This window comes from Persicobacter sp. CCB-QB2, assembly GCF_001274635.1.
Classification (GTDB): Bacteria; Bacteroidota; Bacteroidia; order Cytophagales; family Cyclobacteriaceae; genus Persicobacter; species Persicobacter diffluens.
Map to the genome: position 1 here is coordinate 3,267,321 of NZ_LBGV01000001.1, position 14,206 is coordinate 3,281,526.

The window sequence follows — 14,206 nt, forward strand, 5'->3', positions numbered from 1 at the left end:
GGTGAATAATTTGGCTTAAAAAGCTTCCGTCATATTGAAATACAATAGGGTTTGGTTATTAATCGGATCCTTCCCAATGTCCATTCGGAAATTCATTCTTGGTTGTACCTCAATGCGCAAGCCGGCGCCGTAGTTGGGCAACCAGCCCTCCACATCAAATGGGGTAGGACCGACTGCTCCCACACCACACCAGGCAGCAAAACCAAATTTGCTAAAGAATCGGCCTGCCCAGGTTTTATGATCAAAATTCAGCATATGGCGGTATTCCAAAATGGCATAAGAAGTCGTTTTATCTCTGAACTGCCCCAAATAATAACCCCTCAAATCAAAGGGCGAACCCACTTTAGACATATCTGTCCAGGGTACATTTCCTGTTGAAGTATTACTCGAAACTGTCCAGGCCAGGTTTCTTCTTTCCCCCAAAAAAGGAAGGGCTTTATATTGACGATACTCTAACTGATAAGACTGAAAGGAATAATCACTTCCAAAAAACTTTTCATAAAACACGGCTGAGGCAATAAAATAAACCCCAGAATAGGCATTCGCCGGGAAGTCACGCGTATCGTAAGATAACTGAAAACCCAAACCGGAATTGAATATTCGATCTCCCTCAGCAGTTCCTCCGGCGGCAATATAATAGGGATCTTCCACCATTAGTTCGGCAGGATCCCTGATCCTGGTACTGGTAATATCCACCTGTGGGCCTAAGAAGAAGTCAGAGGCGCCCAGGCGAAATAAGAAAATCGGATTAAATTGATAAGCCGTTGCAGCATACTGTGTGGTGGCCTCTCCTCTGGGACGCTCCTTATTGGTTTCGAAACCTACTCCATAATAATTCTCCTGATTATCCTTGATATAGAACTGCCCAAAAATCCGGAATTTATCCTCATTGAAGAATAACTGAGGACGTACAATCGCATTAAACCCACCATTAAACAACCAGGCAAAACCCACCGGAACGTTGGAACGGTTGATCAGACTATCCGTAGGATCAGTTTTAAAGGTGAATAAGGCACTTCCTCCAATGAGGGCACCGAAGTCAGGGGTATAGCCCGGGCCTCCCAAAATACTAAACTTAAGGTTTTTATCTTTTTTACTTTCCTGCTCAACACTATCTACTTGGTTATCAGCAAGATCCTGAGCTAAAGAAATATTAAATGTAAATATTATTACAATTAATATAACGATTTTTAAAAATCGTATCATATAAGGTAATTGAATAATGCTATGAATGACTAAGCAATTTAATCAATAGGTAGAAATAGCATACCTATTTTTATCATTTTGGCCCAAATTTACACGCTTGATTAATGAGAATACCACTTTTGCCACATATCAAGAGTAGGTAGAAAATTCGCTATTTTATGCTTGACCAGTGAATCAAAAGAAAAAAGCTGGGATTTCTATTGACTATGAGTATTGATTTGTAAACGTAAGCCTTAATATTATAGCACCCTAAAGGTCATTTTTCCTTAACCGTTTAACTAAGCAAATAATGACTAATCCCTCCTTACCCTTACCCTCCTGGATAAATCCTCCACTATAATTCCGTCTCCGAAAAATATTATTTTTTTGCTTTCAACTGATAATTTGAACCTGGGGTTGTAACCACCAACGAAAATGATAGCACCTTCTAATTGAAAAGGGTACCATCCCGTTACCTTGTCGCATTGAACTTATTGTTTCTGATCTTTTTTCAAAAGGATTTCGGATCACTATGAGCTTTTAATACTTAAGTTTTATTTGAATCAAATTATACATGCTTAAATATTCGTTTGGCTGAAAGAAGGGCAAGGGAAGGAACCGTTCTCCTTTTCGTGTTTATCAAAGAAGCAGATACATATGGAGAAAGCAAGCTAACCTCAATTAGGGTATTTAAAAATCAGGGGTAATGCTTTAACTATATTAAAATTAAACCCTTAGGGTAGGCACATTGAATCTTGAAATCGGTAATTGGGATTAATCCTGATAAACAAATCGTCAGGCTATGATCAATATAGGCTAATCCATCGCTGGTTCCTCCAGAAAACCTCAAGGTATTATTTTGATCAATAACGGACTAGGAATGAAGAGCAGGGTAATAATCCCTCAATATTATTTTCTTTGATCACAGTACCGGTGGATGCTCCTCCAATGATCATTAACTGACTTTCCATTTTTTTAGGCAAGGCTGAAATTGGGGAGGAATAATTTGAGTTGATTTTAATCTCAAAGCTAAAGTCCTCTTCTAAAAAATTACCAACAAGGAAAAAGTTCCGCACTCAAATCCATGACCATTTAAAACAGCAACCAAAATGCTACTACTGAAAAAAGCCGATAACAGTAGAATCAAATTTTCTTGTTTACAAAAAAAGCGACTGTTCCACGTGAAACAGTCGCTTTTTCCATCATAATTTATGTTAAATAGACTTTAGCTATTCAATTTTTCTTTAAGGTATGGCGCAGTATAGCCAACATCAATTTTAACCATTTCTTCGGGCGTACCGGCAAATAAAACCTGCCCTCCGTTTTGTCCGCCTTCCGGTCCGAGGTCAATGATCCAGTCAGCACATTTAATCACCTCCATATTATGCTCAATGATAATGGCCGAATTTCCCTGATCCACCAAGGCATTGATGGCTTTCATCAATCGGTCAATATCATGAAAATGTAAACCAGTGGTAGGTTCATCAAAAATGAAAAGTGTGTGTTCTCCCGCTTTTGATTTCCCATGCCCCAGGAAGTAGGCAAGTTTCACCCGTTGCGCTTCTCCTCCGGAAAGGGAAGAAGAAGATTGCCCCAGCCCGATATAACCGAGTCCTACATCATAGAGTGGTTTCAATTTATTGATGATGGATTTCTGATCAGCAAAGAACTCCATCGCATCCGCCACCGTCATGTCCAGAATATCAGCAATATTCTTTCCATTATATTCCACCTCGAGGATCTCCTGTTTGAACCTTTTTCCTTTACAGCTCTCACAGGTCAGGTGCAAATCGGCCATGAACTGCATTTCGATCTTCTGCGTCCCCTCTCCCTGGCAAGTTTCACAGCGACCGCCATCCACATTAAAGGAGAAGTGAGCAGGTTTATATCCTCTTTGTTTGGCCAATGACTGACCAGACATCAAAGTTCGGATCACATCATATGCCTTTACATAGGTCACCGGATTAGAGCGAGAAGACTTTCCAATGGGATTCTGATCGACAAACTCCATACGGGTGACCTTCTCAATATCACCTGTAATCGACTTCATTTTACCTGTTTCCTCATTTACCGTACCCAGCCTTTTTCCCAAAGCAGGGTAGAGAATCTTCTTGATCAAGGTAGATTTACCGGATCCGGAAACGCCAGTCACCGTTGTCAAAACACCAAGCGGAAATTCCACATCAATATTTTGCAAGTTGTTTTCTGAGGCGCCATTAATCTTAATCGTCTTACTGAAAGGTCTACGGTTCTCTGGAACTGGTACTTCAATCTTTCCGGAAAGGTAATGGGCCGTATGGGTATCCACGCCATGCATTTCATCCAGGGTTCCCTGAAACATCAATTCACCACCATGAGATCCGGCGTTGGGGCCAATATCAATAATCTGATCAGAAGCACGCATCACTTCTTCCTCATGCTCCACCACAATGACGGTATTGCCCAAATCCCGAAGTGATTCCAGCACGCCGATCAGCCTTTGGGTATCTCTGGGATGAAGTCCAATAGAGGGTTCATCCAAAATATACATAGAGCCCACCAAAGCACTCCCCAACGAAGTCGCTAATTTAATCCTTTGATATTCTCCACCGGAGAGGGTAGAGGTAAGGCGGTTGAGTGTCAGATAGCCCAGTCCCACCCGGTCCAGATATTCCAGTCGGTTGGTTACTTCTTTGAGGATTCTTTTCGCTACTCCTGCCTCAAAATCGGTTAGATTTAATGTATCAAAAAAGCTACGAGCCTCCGCAATTGGCATCAAAACCACATCGGTAATTGACTTTCCATTCACTTTCACATAGCTCGCATCTTTGCGTAATCTGGTACCACGACAGTCCGGACAAGTGGTACGCCCCCGGTATCTGGAAAGCATCACCCGGTATTGAATCTTATGGGTTTTACTCTGCAGGAAGTCAAAAAATTTGTTCAGCCCTTTAAAATGTTTGTTTCCCGTCCATAGCAACTCAACCAATTCCGGCTCCATATCTTCAATCGGGCGATGAATAGGGAAGTCAAAATCCATTGCGGTTTCCACCAATTTTTGTTTCCATTTTTTCATGGTCTCCGATTTCCATGGAGCAATCGCATCCTCATATACCGAAAGCTCCTTATTTGGAATCACCAGATCCGGATCAATCCCGAGAATAGAACCAAACCCTTCGCATCGCTTACAGGCCCCATAGGGATTATTAAAGGTAAACAGATTGGCAGAAGGCTCTTCAAACACTATTCCGTCTCGTTCAAATTTATCCGAATAACTTTCAATCCTTCCATCGGTATAAGCCAAAATACAGGTGCCGCCCCCTTCAAAATAAGCCGTCTGAACAGAGTCTGCCGTTCGGAACTGTAGTTCTTCCGGAATCTCTTCCGGAATTGCCAGTCGATCTATCAATACCCGAATCTCAGCGTGATCCTTAATTTTATCATGATCAGGAAGCAGGTCTTCAATAAAGAGGATCTCCTCTTTCCATTGCACACGAGTATACCCTTTAGAGAGCAAAAGCTGTAATTCCTGCTCCATGGTCCGGTCCTCATGTTCCATCAAAGGAGCTAATACCATCAATCGCGTACCCACCTCATTAGATAGAATCTTATCGACCACATCTTCCACCGCATCTTTAGAGACTTCTTCTCCGCTGACAGGAGAGATCGTACGACCAATACGGGCGAATAATAGCTTCAGATAATCGTAAATTTCAGTAGAAGTTCCCACCGTAGACCGTGGGTTACGGGTGTTCACTTTCTGCTCAATGGCAATGGCCGGTGCAACGCCCCGGATATAATCTACCTCCGGTTTTTCCATTCTTCCCAAAAACTGACGGGCATAAGAACTCAGACTTTCCACATACATGCGTTGTCCCTCGGCAAAAAGTGTATCAAAGGCCAGAGAAGATTTTCCGGAACCAGACAGCCCAGTCACGACTACCATCTTATTCCTGGGAATGGCAACACTTAAATTCTTCAGGTTATTCACCCGCGCACCTTTAATAATGATATGTGACTTGGGATCTAACTGTTCCAGATCCGTGGTCATTTGGCCGTTTGTTTTCTTTGTCAGCTTTTTGCTCATAAGATCAAAGATAATATTTTTTTAAGGAGAATACCGGCATTTCCGTTGGCAGCCTGATAGGAAAAAGGCAGCGCTACAAAAGCAACACTTTTACCAAAATCAGCCTGGCCAGGGGCTTGGCCCTTTCCTTTGAAGTAACTGATAATCTAGCAAAAATGATCCATATCCAATGATAATTCCCTTCACTTTACCGCTAAAATAATTGTACCTTATAAATAAGTCCTTCCGCTCATACGCTATGAAATACGCTCGTGTTATTCCTTATTTTGGATATGGTTCTTCTACTCGCGGAAGAGTAATGGGGCATATTATCCGAAAGTATAAAATCAAAGATCCTAAAAATGGATGGTGGCGAGCCCCCAAAAATATGCAGGACATGATGAAGCGCTTCCGCCTGAAGGGGGTGGGGCGATATACTGTTGCCATCAGTATTTATGGGAAAAGGTATACGACCATTAGCGAGGAAGATGGTTTTTTTGAATTGGAAATGCAGCTAGATCATCTGCCCGAAGGATGGCACGACTATGAGGTATATGTTCCGGATCTAAAGCTTTTCGGGCAAGGGGAGCTGTTCATCACCCAAAGCAAAATGGCTGTGATCTCTGATATTGATGACACCTTCCTGATCTCACATGCACTGAAAAAATGGAAGAAATTACCCCTGTTACTTTTCAAAAATGCCCTTAACCGCAAGCCATTCTTGGGCAGATCTAAATGGTATAATCGATTGGCGAAAGAAGGAACACAGCCCCTGTTTTACATCAGTAGTAGTGAATGGAATCTCTTTGATTTTCTTCGAAAATTTGTGGAACACCACCAATTCCCAAAAGGCGTATTCCTCTTGAACAGACTCAAAAGTAGGTGGGGCGATTTAATACAAAAGCAGGGAGAACACCACCAGTTGAAGAAATTTTATATCCTGCAACTCCTTGCTGATTTTCCGGAAATGAAATTCATGCTGATAGGAGATAGTGGGCAGCAAGACATGCAAATCTATCAGGATATTGCAAGCCATTCCCCTCAAAGAATATCCGCTATTCTAATCCACCAGCTTCCTAAAACCAGCCAGGAAAAGGTGCGTCAATTCTCGGCTCGTATCAATGCACTTGACATAAGCTTCCATCTATTTCAAAGCTCAAAAGAAGCGGAAAGCTATTTGCAAAATAATCTACCTTCCCTGATCATGAATGATGCAGAATTACCATAATTTGATAATATTTGCTCAAACGAATTATTTTGAAGGGACTCTTATTTTTTTTACTGGTATTCCCGATCTCCCTACTGGCCCAAAAAAAAGACAGGGAAATCGATGAGCGCAACTTTGTTCAAAGGCTATTGGGTATTAATAATGCGCAAAAATGGTCGCATTATGACACTACCTTTATCAAGGATTATTCCCAGGACTGGACTCTAAGAATCTTTACTGCCAACAAGTTTAATCAATTCGCGGTGTTCAATAAAGACCGGGAGGTGGATCAAAGCTTACTTTACGAACCCACCCCCAGCACCAACCTGGGACTAGGTTTTAATCATAATTGGTTAGGGGTAAATGCTTCCTTTAACTTTCCATCTTCCTCGAATTCCCATGACCTTCAAACCAGCATGATGGATATGCAGGTAAATGTTTATGATGTAAAATTGGTAGGAGAGTTTAGACTACAGCGCTATCAGGGATATCATGTTCAACACCTGGGTTGGGAAGACTGGATAAAACCGACAGAGCGTGCACTTGATGTCCAGCTTGCTTACCCCAACTTAACCACCAGCTCCTTTAGTGGTAACCTGGCCTATGTATTTAATTGGAGGAAATTTTCTTACCGCTCCTCCTTTATCCAAACCCAGCGACAATTGCAAAGTGCAGGATCCTGGCTGGCGGGAGCTACTTATTTTCTTTCCTCTATCTATAACGATGGGGAAGGAATATTGGGGGAGTCCTCTATACACTTTCCCGAAATGAACTTTCAAAAATCCTTGGCCATAGGAGCTGGACTAATGGGTGGATATGGCTACAACCTGGTCATCCGCCGTAATTTCTACACCAGCCTGACGTTCATGCTGGGCCCTTCCTATAACTACACCAATCTGGAGTACCTGACTGAAGAACCCAATGCTAAAGAATTCAGAATGGGCTTTTGTGGTGTTTCACGTTTTAGTATCGGATATAATAAGGCCAACTGGTTCCTGGGAATCCATTCCGCTCTACAATGGAACGCCATTTTCTATGAAAAAACCGGCTTAAATAGTTATAATGGTTCCTTCCGTTTTGTGGTGGGCAAGCGTTTTGACTGGAAGCTAAAAGGACGATTTTTCAAGATAGTCGGCTTGGATTAAGCAGGAAAAATAAACGTTCCACGTGGAACATCTAAGGATATGAAAAACGCTTCCCCTTGATAAATAATACCGCGGAAAGACCCGATAATGCATGTACAATCCGAATAATTCATGCTTAAATCCACGTTTAGTTAACCCGGATTATTCATGCTTCAATCCTCTTTTAGCTGCAAGGCGGGAAAAATGAAGGAATAGTCTCCTATTTCGAGTTTTTTCCAACGAAGCAGATGAATGAGGAGAAAGCAAGCTTGCCCAAATTTGGGCTATAAAAAAATCAGTAGAAATGAGTCTATTGAGTTGATAATAAATCAGTTAAGGCGAATTACTTAATTTAGCGGTGAATAATTCGGGTTAAAAATCATGAGGAGGGGATAAACCTTATTTCGATTTTTTTCACGGTGGTAAATGAAAGGGTAACAAGTAGGATCGAGTCAATTTGAGCTGTGAAATAGCAAAACAACCCCTACAGCTAATGGAATATGTTTGTTTATCTCCAGGCCAAACTCATTTTACGATTTACTCTTTATACGGGTACCTCAAATAGGAGAAAAAACAATCAATTTCCCAAACACAACAGAAACAAAGCTATCGCCATGGGTTATTGAGGCTAGCGGGGAATCTTTATGAACAAGACTTCATATGCCTATCTCCCTTACAAAGTTTCAGGCCATGGTTAACAATCAGGCGAAATCATTTTCCATAATTCCACGACCCGCAGCATAACGTTCCACGTGGAACACTAGACTATATTTAGCTTACGCCTAATAATCTCACCAGGATGATTTTCGTGATTTATTCTGGTGTATAAAGCTTCACACTGGCCACCACCTGCCCATGATCTGATTTCCAAACCGGCACCTTGTCCATAGATAAAGTCTGATCGATAAGGTGGTCGGTATAAGTTTTCACATACTCTACTGCTCCTAATCGATGAGGGTTCCGCGGATGCAACTCTTGTGAAACCAAAATATGATCCAAGGCGCCATAATAACCATTGTGGATATAAGTATAATAGACGTCCTGGGTGGACTGTCGTGCTTGTATGTCTTTTACAGGATACAGAAGCACATCCCAGATTTTCTGTTTCACGCGAGTATCAAAACGTCGATGTGGAGGGGTTCCACTGATGATATCATTGGTCACGGCCAAAGCAGAATCATTCATATCCCCCAGCACCACCACAGGAGAGGAAGCGCTCCCCCTCAAACGCTCTACCAATATTTCTCTTAAAGCAACCGACTCCACGGCCCGGATCAGTAATGACCTTGCTTTACCTTTCGCCCTTTGTACGGGATCATGCGGATCTTCTCCTTCATGGATAATAGGTCTTTTAGATTTGAGATGGGTCACAAATACAGTCATAGGAATAGTATCCACCAGAATCTCTACCCGAAGGATGGCCCGGTTAAAATTGTGAAAGGGTACTTCTGTTCCTTCAACGAATAAGGTGGAAGGAAAAGCGCGAATAACTTCTGTATGGGTTATTGGAAACAAAGAAGCCAATCCTACAGCGGGCTGATCTCCATCCGGATTTGCAGTACGTATTTCTGCTCCCCTTAAGTATTGACTTCGCTCCACCGCCTCCACTAAAGCAGAATGATGAAATACTTCTTCAAAGGCGACTATGGAACACCTCATCTTATCCAATTGCTGGGCGATCCAGTCGCACTTCTTATCATAATCCTGTTGACTGTATTTTCGGTGCCCATGGTACCTTACATTCGGCAACACTAAATTGAATAAGTTAAAATTGCCAATTTTTAGTCTCATGTACTTATACCTTAGTTTTTACATTTCTTTGAAGGAAGAGCTGTAGTATCCCTGTAAAACATAACTCCTTTCTTGGTATCTTTGTGCTATGAAGGATGAGCAATATTATTACTACCTGATCTATAAACCATTTAACACCCTTACACAATTCAAAGGAGAGGGTGATACCCTGGCGGATTTGTATGATTTCCCTAAAGACGTATACCCCGTTGGAAGGCTGGATAAGGACAGTGAGGGCCTGTTGATTCTGACCAATGACAAAGCGATCAATCATCAATTACTACATCCAAAGTTTAAACATAAGAAGGAGTATTGGGTACAGGTCGAAGGTGAAATCACGGAGGATGCTTTAAAGCAACTAAGAGCGGGAGTAACGATTAATGTTGAAAAGAAAGACCACTTTACCGCTCCCGCATGGGCGAAGCGCATAGCGGAACCTCCTTTAGAAAAGCGTAATCCTCCTATTCGGGAAAGAAAAAATATTCCCACCTCCTGGATAAGTCTCACAATTACAGAAGGCAAAAACCGACAGGTGAGAAAGATGGTGGCCTCGGTAGGTTTTCCCTGTCTGCGCCTAGTAAGAGCAGGAATAGAGGAGTTGAAGGTAGAAGGGATGAAGATTGGAGAGGTTAAGAAAATTGCACAGGATCGTCTGTATGAAAGTGTTTTTGGTGACCGTAAATATCAACCAAAGGCCCGACTTCAGAAGGCCGAAAAAAGATTTTCCACCGATGTATTGAAGCCTAAATCAGGCATAAAAAAGCTAGGCAAAAGAAATTTTAAGCGCCCCGAGGGAGAAGAATCCAGGCCTAATAAACCAACTTCAAATAACAAACCTAACCGTTTTAAATCGGGAAAATCCAACAAAAGATAAACCATGAAGAAACAAATTAATCAAGTTAAGACCTTTCACGAAACCTTTGAAGTAGGGATAAAAGAGGGGCCACAATTCCCGGATGAAGCCACTCAACAATTAAGAAACCGTTTACTACAGGAAGAGCTGGATGAACTCAAAGAGGCGGTTGCCAATAATGATTTGGTCGAAGTAGCCGATGCTTTGGTGGATATTCAATACCTGCTATGTGGAACCATTTTAGAATACGGGATGCAGGATAAGTTTGAGGCACTATTCGATGAAGTCCACCGCTCCAACATGAGTAAGCTGGATGAAAACGGAAAGCCGGTAAGAAGAGCTGATGGAAAAGTGATTAAAAGTGAACTATTCAGTCCTCCGGCACTAAAAGAAATCCTGGAGGACTAATCGCCAATCTATCGCTATTAAGCTTAAAAAATAAACCGACATCATTTCAGAGCCTGGGACCATTACATTATGGTTTTCCTCAGGCTCTTTTTTTCGGGCACCATCAAAAGCTGTCATCGACTGTCTTGATGATACCTTTCACCTCTGTCAATTTTCACTTCGGATGGGCTGCATTTTTTCAATAGCATGGAAAAACTATCCCGAATTATGCATGCTTAAGCCAGATTATTAATGCTCAAATCCTCGTTTAACTGCCAAGCGGGAAAATGACGGAATTTTTCCAATTTCGAGTTCTTCCAAGGAAGCAGAGGAATGAGGAGAAAGACAGCCTAGCCAAATGGGGCGATCAGAAAATCAGCTAAATCAACCTTAACGCATTAAAATAAATCCTTTATGGCAGCGAGCTAAGTCTAGCGGTAAATGATTTGGGTTAATATGCTAAGAACATTAAAAGCACAGCATCCGATTACAAATTCGAATTATTGAAAGCAATTTTGGGAATTTCTCAACCACGGCCCTGCTATTCTCTCAAAAAAATCAGGTATCACTTCTGCTATTATCAAATTTTCGCTACGAATTTTAGCTTTTAAACACACTCTAAATGCCACTAAATATTACAGCCATTTGAAGGAGGTAACAAAAAATCAAAAGTCCATTCGCATTTGCTGCAGGCCTCTTTCCAGCTTTAAAAGAAATTCCTTTCGGTCCAGTCCCCAGGCATAGCCGGTCAGTGCACCGGAGCTTCCAACCACCCGGTGACAGGGAATCAAAATGGCAATGGGATTTTTGGCATTTGCATTCGCTACAGCACGTACGAGCTTTTCATCGCCTAACTGAATGGCCAGAGCTTTATAGCTAATTTGCTTACCAAAAGGCACATTTTCCAGGGCCTGCCATACCAGCTTTTGAAAGTCTGTTCCCTCCGGCCGGAGAGCTAAGTCAAAGCTTTTCCGTTTCCCTTTGAAATAATCCACCAACTGCTGCACGGTTTTATGAATCAGTGGATGCGGATTATTCTTCTTCTTTTCCGCTACAAAGGTAAGCCCTATTACCGCATTATCAGCCACCGTAATTTTGATCACCCCCAGTGGGGAGGGATAATATCCAAAGCTTTTTTTCTGCATGATTACTCCTTTTTCAGCATACCGGAAGTAAGCCAGTTGGCAATCGCTTGTCGGTTATCGGGAACCACAATTCTCCGCTGATCTTTTGGATTGGAAATATTCCCCAACTCCAAAAAGGTGGCCGGAACATCCAGGTTTTTCAACATGTACAAGTCTCGCGTTCCGACGGTTCCATCATAGCCCCTACCCGCTCGCTTACTTTTATACTTTTGCTCAATGGTTTTGTAAAGAGAGGTGGTAAAGGCTTTAGAGTCCTTGCTGTTCTTTTGATAGTACAGAAACATATCAATGTTCTGGCTTTTTTTACGACTATCAATATGCACCATCACGGCTCGTTGATACTTATACCCCTTTGCTTTATTGTATTTATAGAGTGAATTAACCACATCGGCACGTTGCTTTAAGCGCGCCTTTTGATTCAGTGGAATCTTTTGACCTTCCCAACACGTTTCGTGCTCTGTTCGCTTCAAAATGGTCTCATCCCGAATTCCATCATGCTCATCCCGAATAATCACATAAGCCTTTGCTCCACGTGAAATCAGATTACGAGCTAAGCGAAGCGCCACATCGTAAGCATACTCATGCTCATACAATTTATACTTTCCATATCTGCCAATAGCTCCGGGATCAGGTCCGCCATGTCCGGCAATCACGTAATAAACACAACCATCCAGACGCTCGTCCTTTATTTCTACTTTCTCATAATCCGGGCCAAATATGGGAAAAATGGTTTCTTTCTCCTCTACTTTAGCCTTGGCTATTTCCAATTGCGGATCTTGCATCATATGATAAGGCACCCAAAGTTCAAGATCTTTACGGAAATCACCCGCCTTTAATTTCGCTTTGAACATGTCATCATTATAATCCGCAATATCCTGTGCTATTGCCCAACTGGTAATCCCGAGGGTGGAGCGAATGCTCTTCCCATTATATTTTACCTTATACAAGGGTAGTGCATAATGCTTTCCAACCTGCAAATGCTTCTTTGGCCCAAGTTGGTTAAGCCCATAAAAATAATCCAGGTTCTGAGAAAAATCGATCAAATGAAACCTTCTCAAAAGGGCAAATACTCCCTCTCCTCTTAGCACTTCCGCGCTAACATATTCATAATTCTCACCATTTTGGCCATGAACAGCAGAAAGACCAAAAGAAAAAATAAAACATAAACTGAGTACAAAAGCCACTAAAAAGCTTTTAGGTAATGACATGCTTGGATAATTGAATGCGTAAAATGAATTTCAATTTGAAAGTTAAAGATTACAGTGAAAAAATAGAAGGTTTTCCCCCTTAGCTTTAAAAGGTTGCTCAAATAGCTTGTACATTTCATCCATTTATTGGTAATTATTACTTGATAAAAAGTAACGATTTAGGATATTTGCTTAACACTTAAAACCAGTAAATGGTTTCCTAATGCTAAGCCTACCCTATCGACTTCCTTATTAAGTCCGCTTCAACTTTAATTTATAATATCAACATGAAAAAATTTCTATTTGCATTCTTATTCCTTGCAGGCATGGCTATTGTTCCTGCAAAAGCTCAGATCGTTCAGGGTTTCTTTGTATATGGTTTTGACCAATTCAATAACCAGGGTAGCGACAAATCTTTTAACACATACGGGGCTGAAGTCAACGTATTTATCCCTAGCTCCAAATGGGGAATTAATGCGGGTTACAGCACGGGAACAGCGGAAGCAAATGGTATGGATAAAAAAGCACATAACTGGAATATCGGTTTAGCTTATAAGGCCTTGAAGTTACCATTAATCTCTGTTGCTCCTATTGTTGGTTTGAATGGTTACTCCCAACCTAATTTGAAAGATCCAATGGCAAACTTTACCAGTGATACGGAATTCGGTTTGGATCTGGGGGTAAGTGCGCATATCACCTTTATTGCGGCTATCGCCAAGTATGACCCCATCGCCAATTATGGGGAGATTGGTATAGGTTTCTCCTTCTAACGAACCCTTCGCTTCAAAGCATCGTAAGCCACTTCAATTACTGATGTGGCTTTTTTATGCGATTAAAAATCAATACCCGGATTAATGCGCCTTTAGAATTGGTGCAGGAGCACTTTGCTCAGGACCTTTTTGAGCAATTAAATCCACCTTTCCCCAAGGCTGCAGTATTAGTTTATGAAGGAAATTATCCGGGAGCCAGGGTGGAACTGGAAATTGACTTTCTCTTATTCAAACAGAAATGGATCAGTGAAATTACCACGGTCCAAAAAGAACCAGACAAGTATTCCTTTATTGATGAAGGTCGCCAGCTCCCCTTTTTTCTCAAAAAATGGCATCATCATCATCTCCTGCTTAAAAAAGGCGTGCAAACTGAAATAGTGGATGATATCCAATTTAGCTCCGGCAATTCACTACTGGACCTGCTTTTGTATCCTGGCCTGTTAATCCAGTTCCTCTACCGAAAACCCATTTACAAAAGCTACTTTAATTCCTTATCGAAATCCCTTCGCTAA

At 41.6% G+C, this 14,206-nt stretch carries 11 protein-coding genes; 6 read left to right on the forward strand and 5 right to left on the reverse strand.

Translation table 11 applies throughout. The annotated features are described in order from the left end of the window. Window positions 1-15 precede the first annotated feature (15 nt). Window positions 16-1,206, reverse strand: a complete 1,191-nt coding sequence (locus tag NG22_RS14420; protein ID WP_053406371.1) for a BamA/TamA family outer membrane protein — start codon at window positions 1,204-1,206, stop codon at window positions 16-18. 1,204 nt (window positions 1,207-2,410) lie between these two features. Further along, the gene (uvrA, locus tag NG22_RS14430) at window positions 2,411-5,251 is read right to left on the reverse strand and encodes an excinuclease ABC subunit UvrA (RefSeq protein ID WP_053406373.1); all 2,841 of its coding nucleotides are present in this window, start codon (window positions 5,249-5,251) and stop codon (window positions 2,411-2,413) included. Window positions 5,252-5,489: 238 nt separating this feature from the next. On the opposite strand from uvrA, the gene NG22_RS14435 reads away from it, so the two are divergent. Together NG22_RS14435 and NG22_RS14440 are read left to right on the forward strand one after the other, a co-directional pair. Next, on the forward strand, window positions 5,490-6,458 hold the full coding sequence (locus NG22_RS14435; RefSeq protein WP_082305092.1) for an App1 family protein: 969 nt from the start codon (window positions 5,490-5,492) through the stop codon (window positions 6,456-6,458). Window positions 6,459-6,487: 29 nt separating this feature from the next. Continuing rightward, window positions 6,488-7,582: a DUF4421 domain-containing protein gene (locus NG22_RS14440; protein WP_053406375.1), complete on the forward strand. Its 1,095-nt coding sequence runs from the start codon at window positions 6,488-6,490 to the stop codon at window positions 7,580-7,582. A gap of 792 nt (window positions 7,583-8,374) precedes the next feature. Here NG22_RS14440 and NG22_RS14445 read toward each other — a convergent pair. Then, window positions 8,375-9,352, reverse strand: coding sequence for an endonuclease/exonuclease/phosphatase family protein (locus tag NG22_RS14445; RefSeq protein ID WP_053406376.1), 978 nt, complete (start codon window positions 9,350-9,352; stop codon window positions 8,375-8,377). 88 nt (window positions 9,353-9,440) lie between these two features. Between NG22_RS14445 and NG22_RS14450 the strand changes: the two genes are divergently transcribed. Both NG22_RS14450 and NG22_RS14455 read left to right on the forward strand, forming a co-directional pair. Further along, a complete protein-coding gene (locus NG22_RS14450; protein ID WP_072159103.1) occupies window positions 9,441-10,226 on the forward strand; it encodes a pseudouridine synthase in 786 nt (261 codons plus the stop codon). A 3-nt stretch (window positions 10,227-10,229) separates the two neighbouring features. Beyond that, entirely contained in the window at window positions 10,230-10,613 is a 384-nt protein-coding gene (locus NG22_RS14455) for a nucleoside triphosphate pyrophosphohydrolase family protein (RefSeq protein WP_053406377.1), read from the forward strand. A gap of 644 nt (window positions 10,614-11,257) precedes the next feature. Here the strand turns inward: NG22_RS14455 and NG22_RS14460 are convergent. Together NG22_RS14460 and NG22_RS18175 are read right to left on the reverse strand one after the other, a co-directional pair. Beyond that, complete coding sequence (locus tag NG22_RS14460) at window positions 11,258-11,737, reverse strand: methylated-DNA--[protein]-cysteine S-methyltransferase (protein WP_053406378.1); 480 nt, start codon at window positions 11,735-11,737, stop codon at window positions 11,258-11,260. A 2-nt stretch (window positions 11,738-11,739) separates the two neighbouring features. Beyond that, window positions 11,740-12,945, reverse strand: a complete 1,206-nt coding sequence (locus tag NG22_RS18175) for an N-acetylmuramoyl-L-alanine amidase (protein ID WP_082305094.1) — start codon at window positions 12,943-12,945, stop codon at window positions 11,740-11,742. A 266-nt stretch (window positions 12,946-13,211) separates the two neighbouring features. On the opposite strand from NG22_RS18175, the gene NG22_RS14470 reads away from it, so the two are divergent. Together NG22_RS14470 and NG22_RS14475 are read left to right on the forward strand one after the other, a co-directional pair. Beyond that, window positions 13,212-13,694, forward strand: coding sequence for a hypothetical protein (locus tag NG22_RS14470; RefSeq protein ID WP_053406379.1), 483 nt, complete (start codon window positions 13,212-13,214; stop codon window positions 13,692-13,694). 56 nt (window positions 13,695-13,750) lie between these two features. Beyond that, a complete protein-coding gene (locus NG22_RS14475; protein ID WP_053406380.1) occupies window positions 13,751-14,206 on the forward strand; it encodes a hypothetical protein in 456 nt (151 codons plus the stop codon).

Coding starts and splice junctions, on each gene's coding strand:
- NG22_RS14420 (WP_053406371.1), bottom strand. CDS start 1,206: ATGATACGATTTTTAAAAATCGTTATATTAATTGTAATAATATTTACA.
- uvrA (WP_053406373.1), bottom strand. CDS start 5,251: ATGAGCAAAAAGCTGACAAAGAAAACAAACGGCCAAATGACCACGGAT.
- NG22_RS14435 (WP_082305092.1), top strand. CDS start 5,490: ATGAAATACGCTCGTGTTATTCCTTATTTTGGATATGGTTCTTCTACT.
- NG22_RS14445 (WP_053406376.1), bottom strand. CDS start 9,352: ATGAGACTAAAAATTGGCAATTTTAACTTATTCAATTTAGTGTTGCCG.
- NG22_RS14450 (WP_072159103.1), top strand. CDS start 9,441: ATGAAGGATGAGCAATATTATTACTACCTGATCTATAAACCATTTAAC.
- NG22_RS14455 (WP_053406377.1), top strand. CDS start 10,230: ATGAAGAAACAAATTAATCAAGTTAAGACCTTTCACGAAACCTTTGAA.
- NG22_RS14460 (WP_053406378.1), bottom strand. CDS start 11,737: ATGCAGAAAAAAAGCTTTGGATATTATCCCTCCCCACTGGGGGTGATC.
- NG22_RS18175 (WP_082305094.1), bottom strand. CDS start 12,945: ATGTCATTACCTAAAAGCTTTTTAGTGGCTTTTGTACTCAGTTTATGT.
- NG22_RS14470 (WP_053406379.1), top strand. CDS start 13,212: ATGAAAAAATTTCTATTTGCATTCTTATTCCTTGCAGGCATGGCTATT.
- NG22_RS14475 (WP_053406380.1), top strand. CDS start 13,751: ATGCGATTAAAAATCAATACCCGGATTAATGCGCCTTTAGAATTGGTG.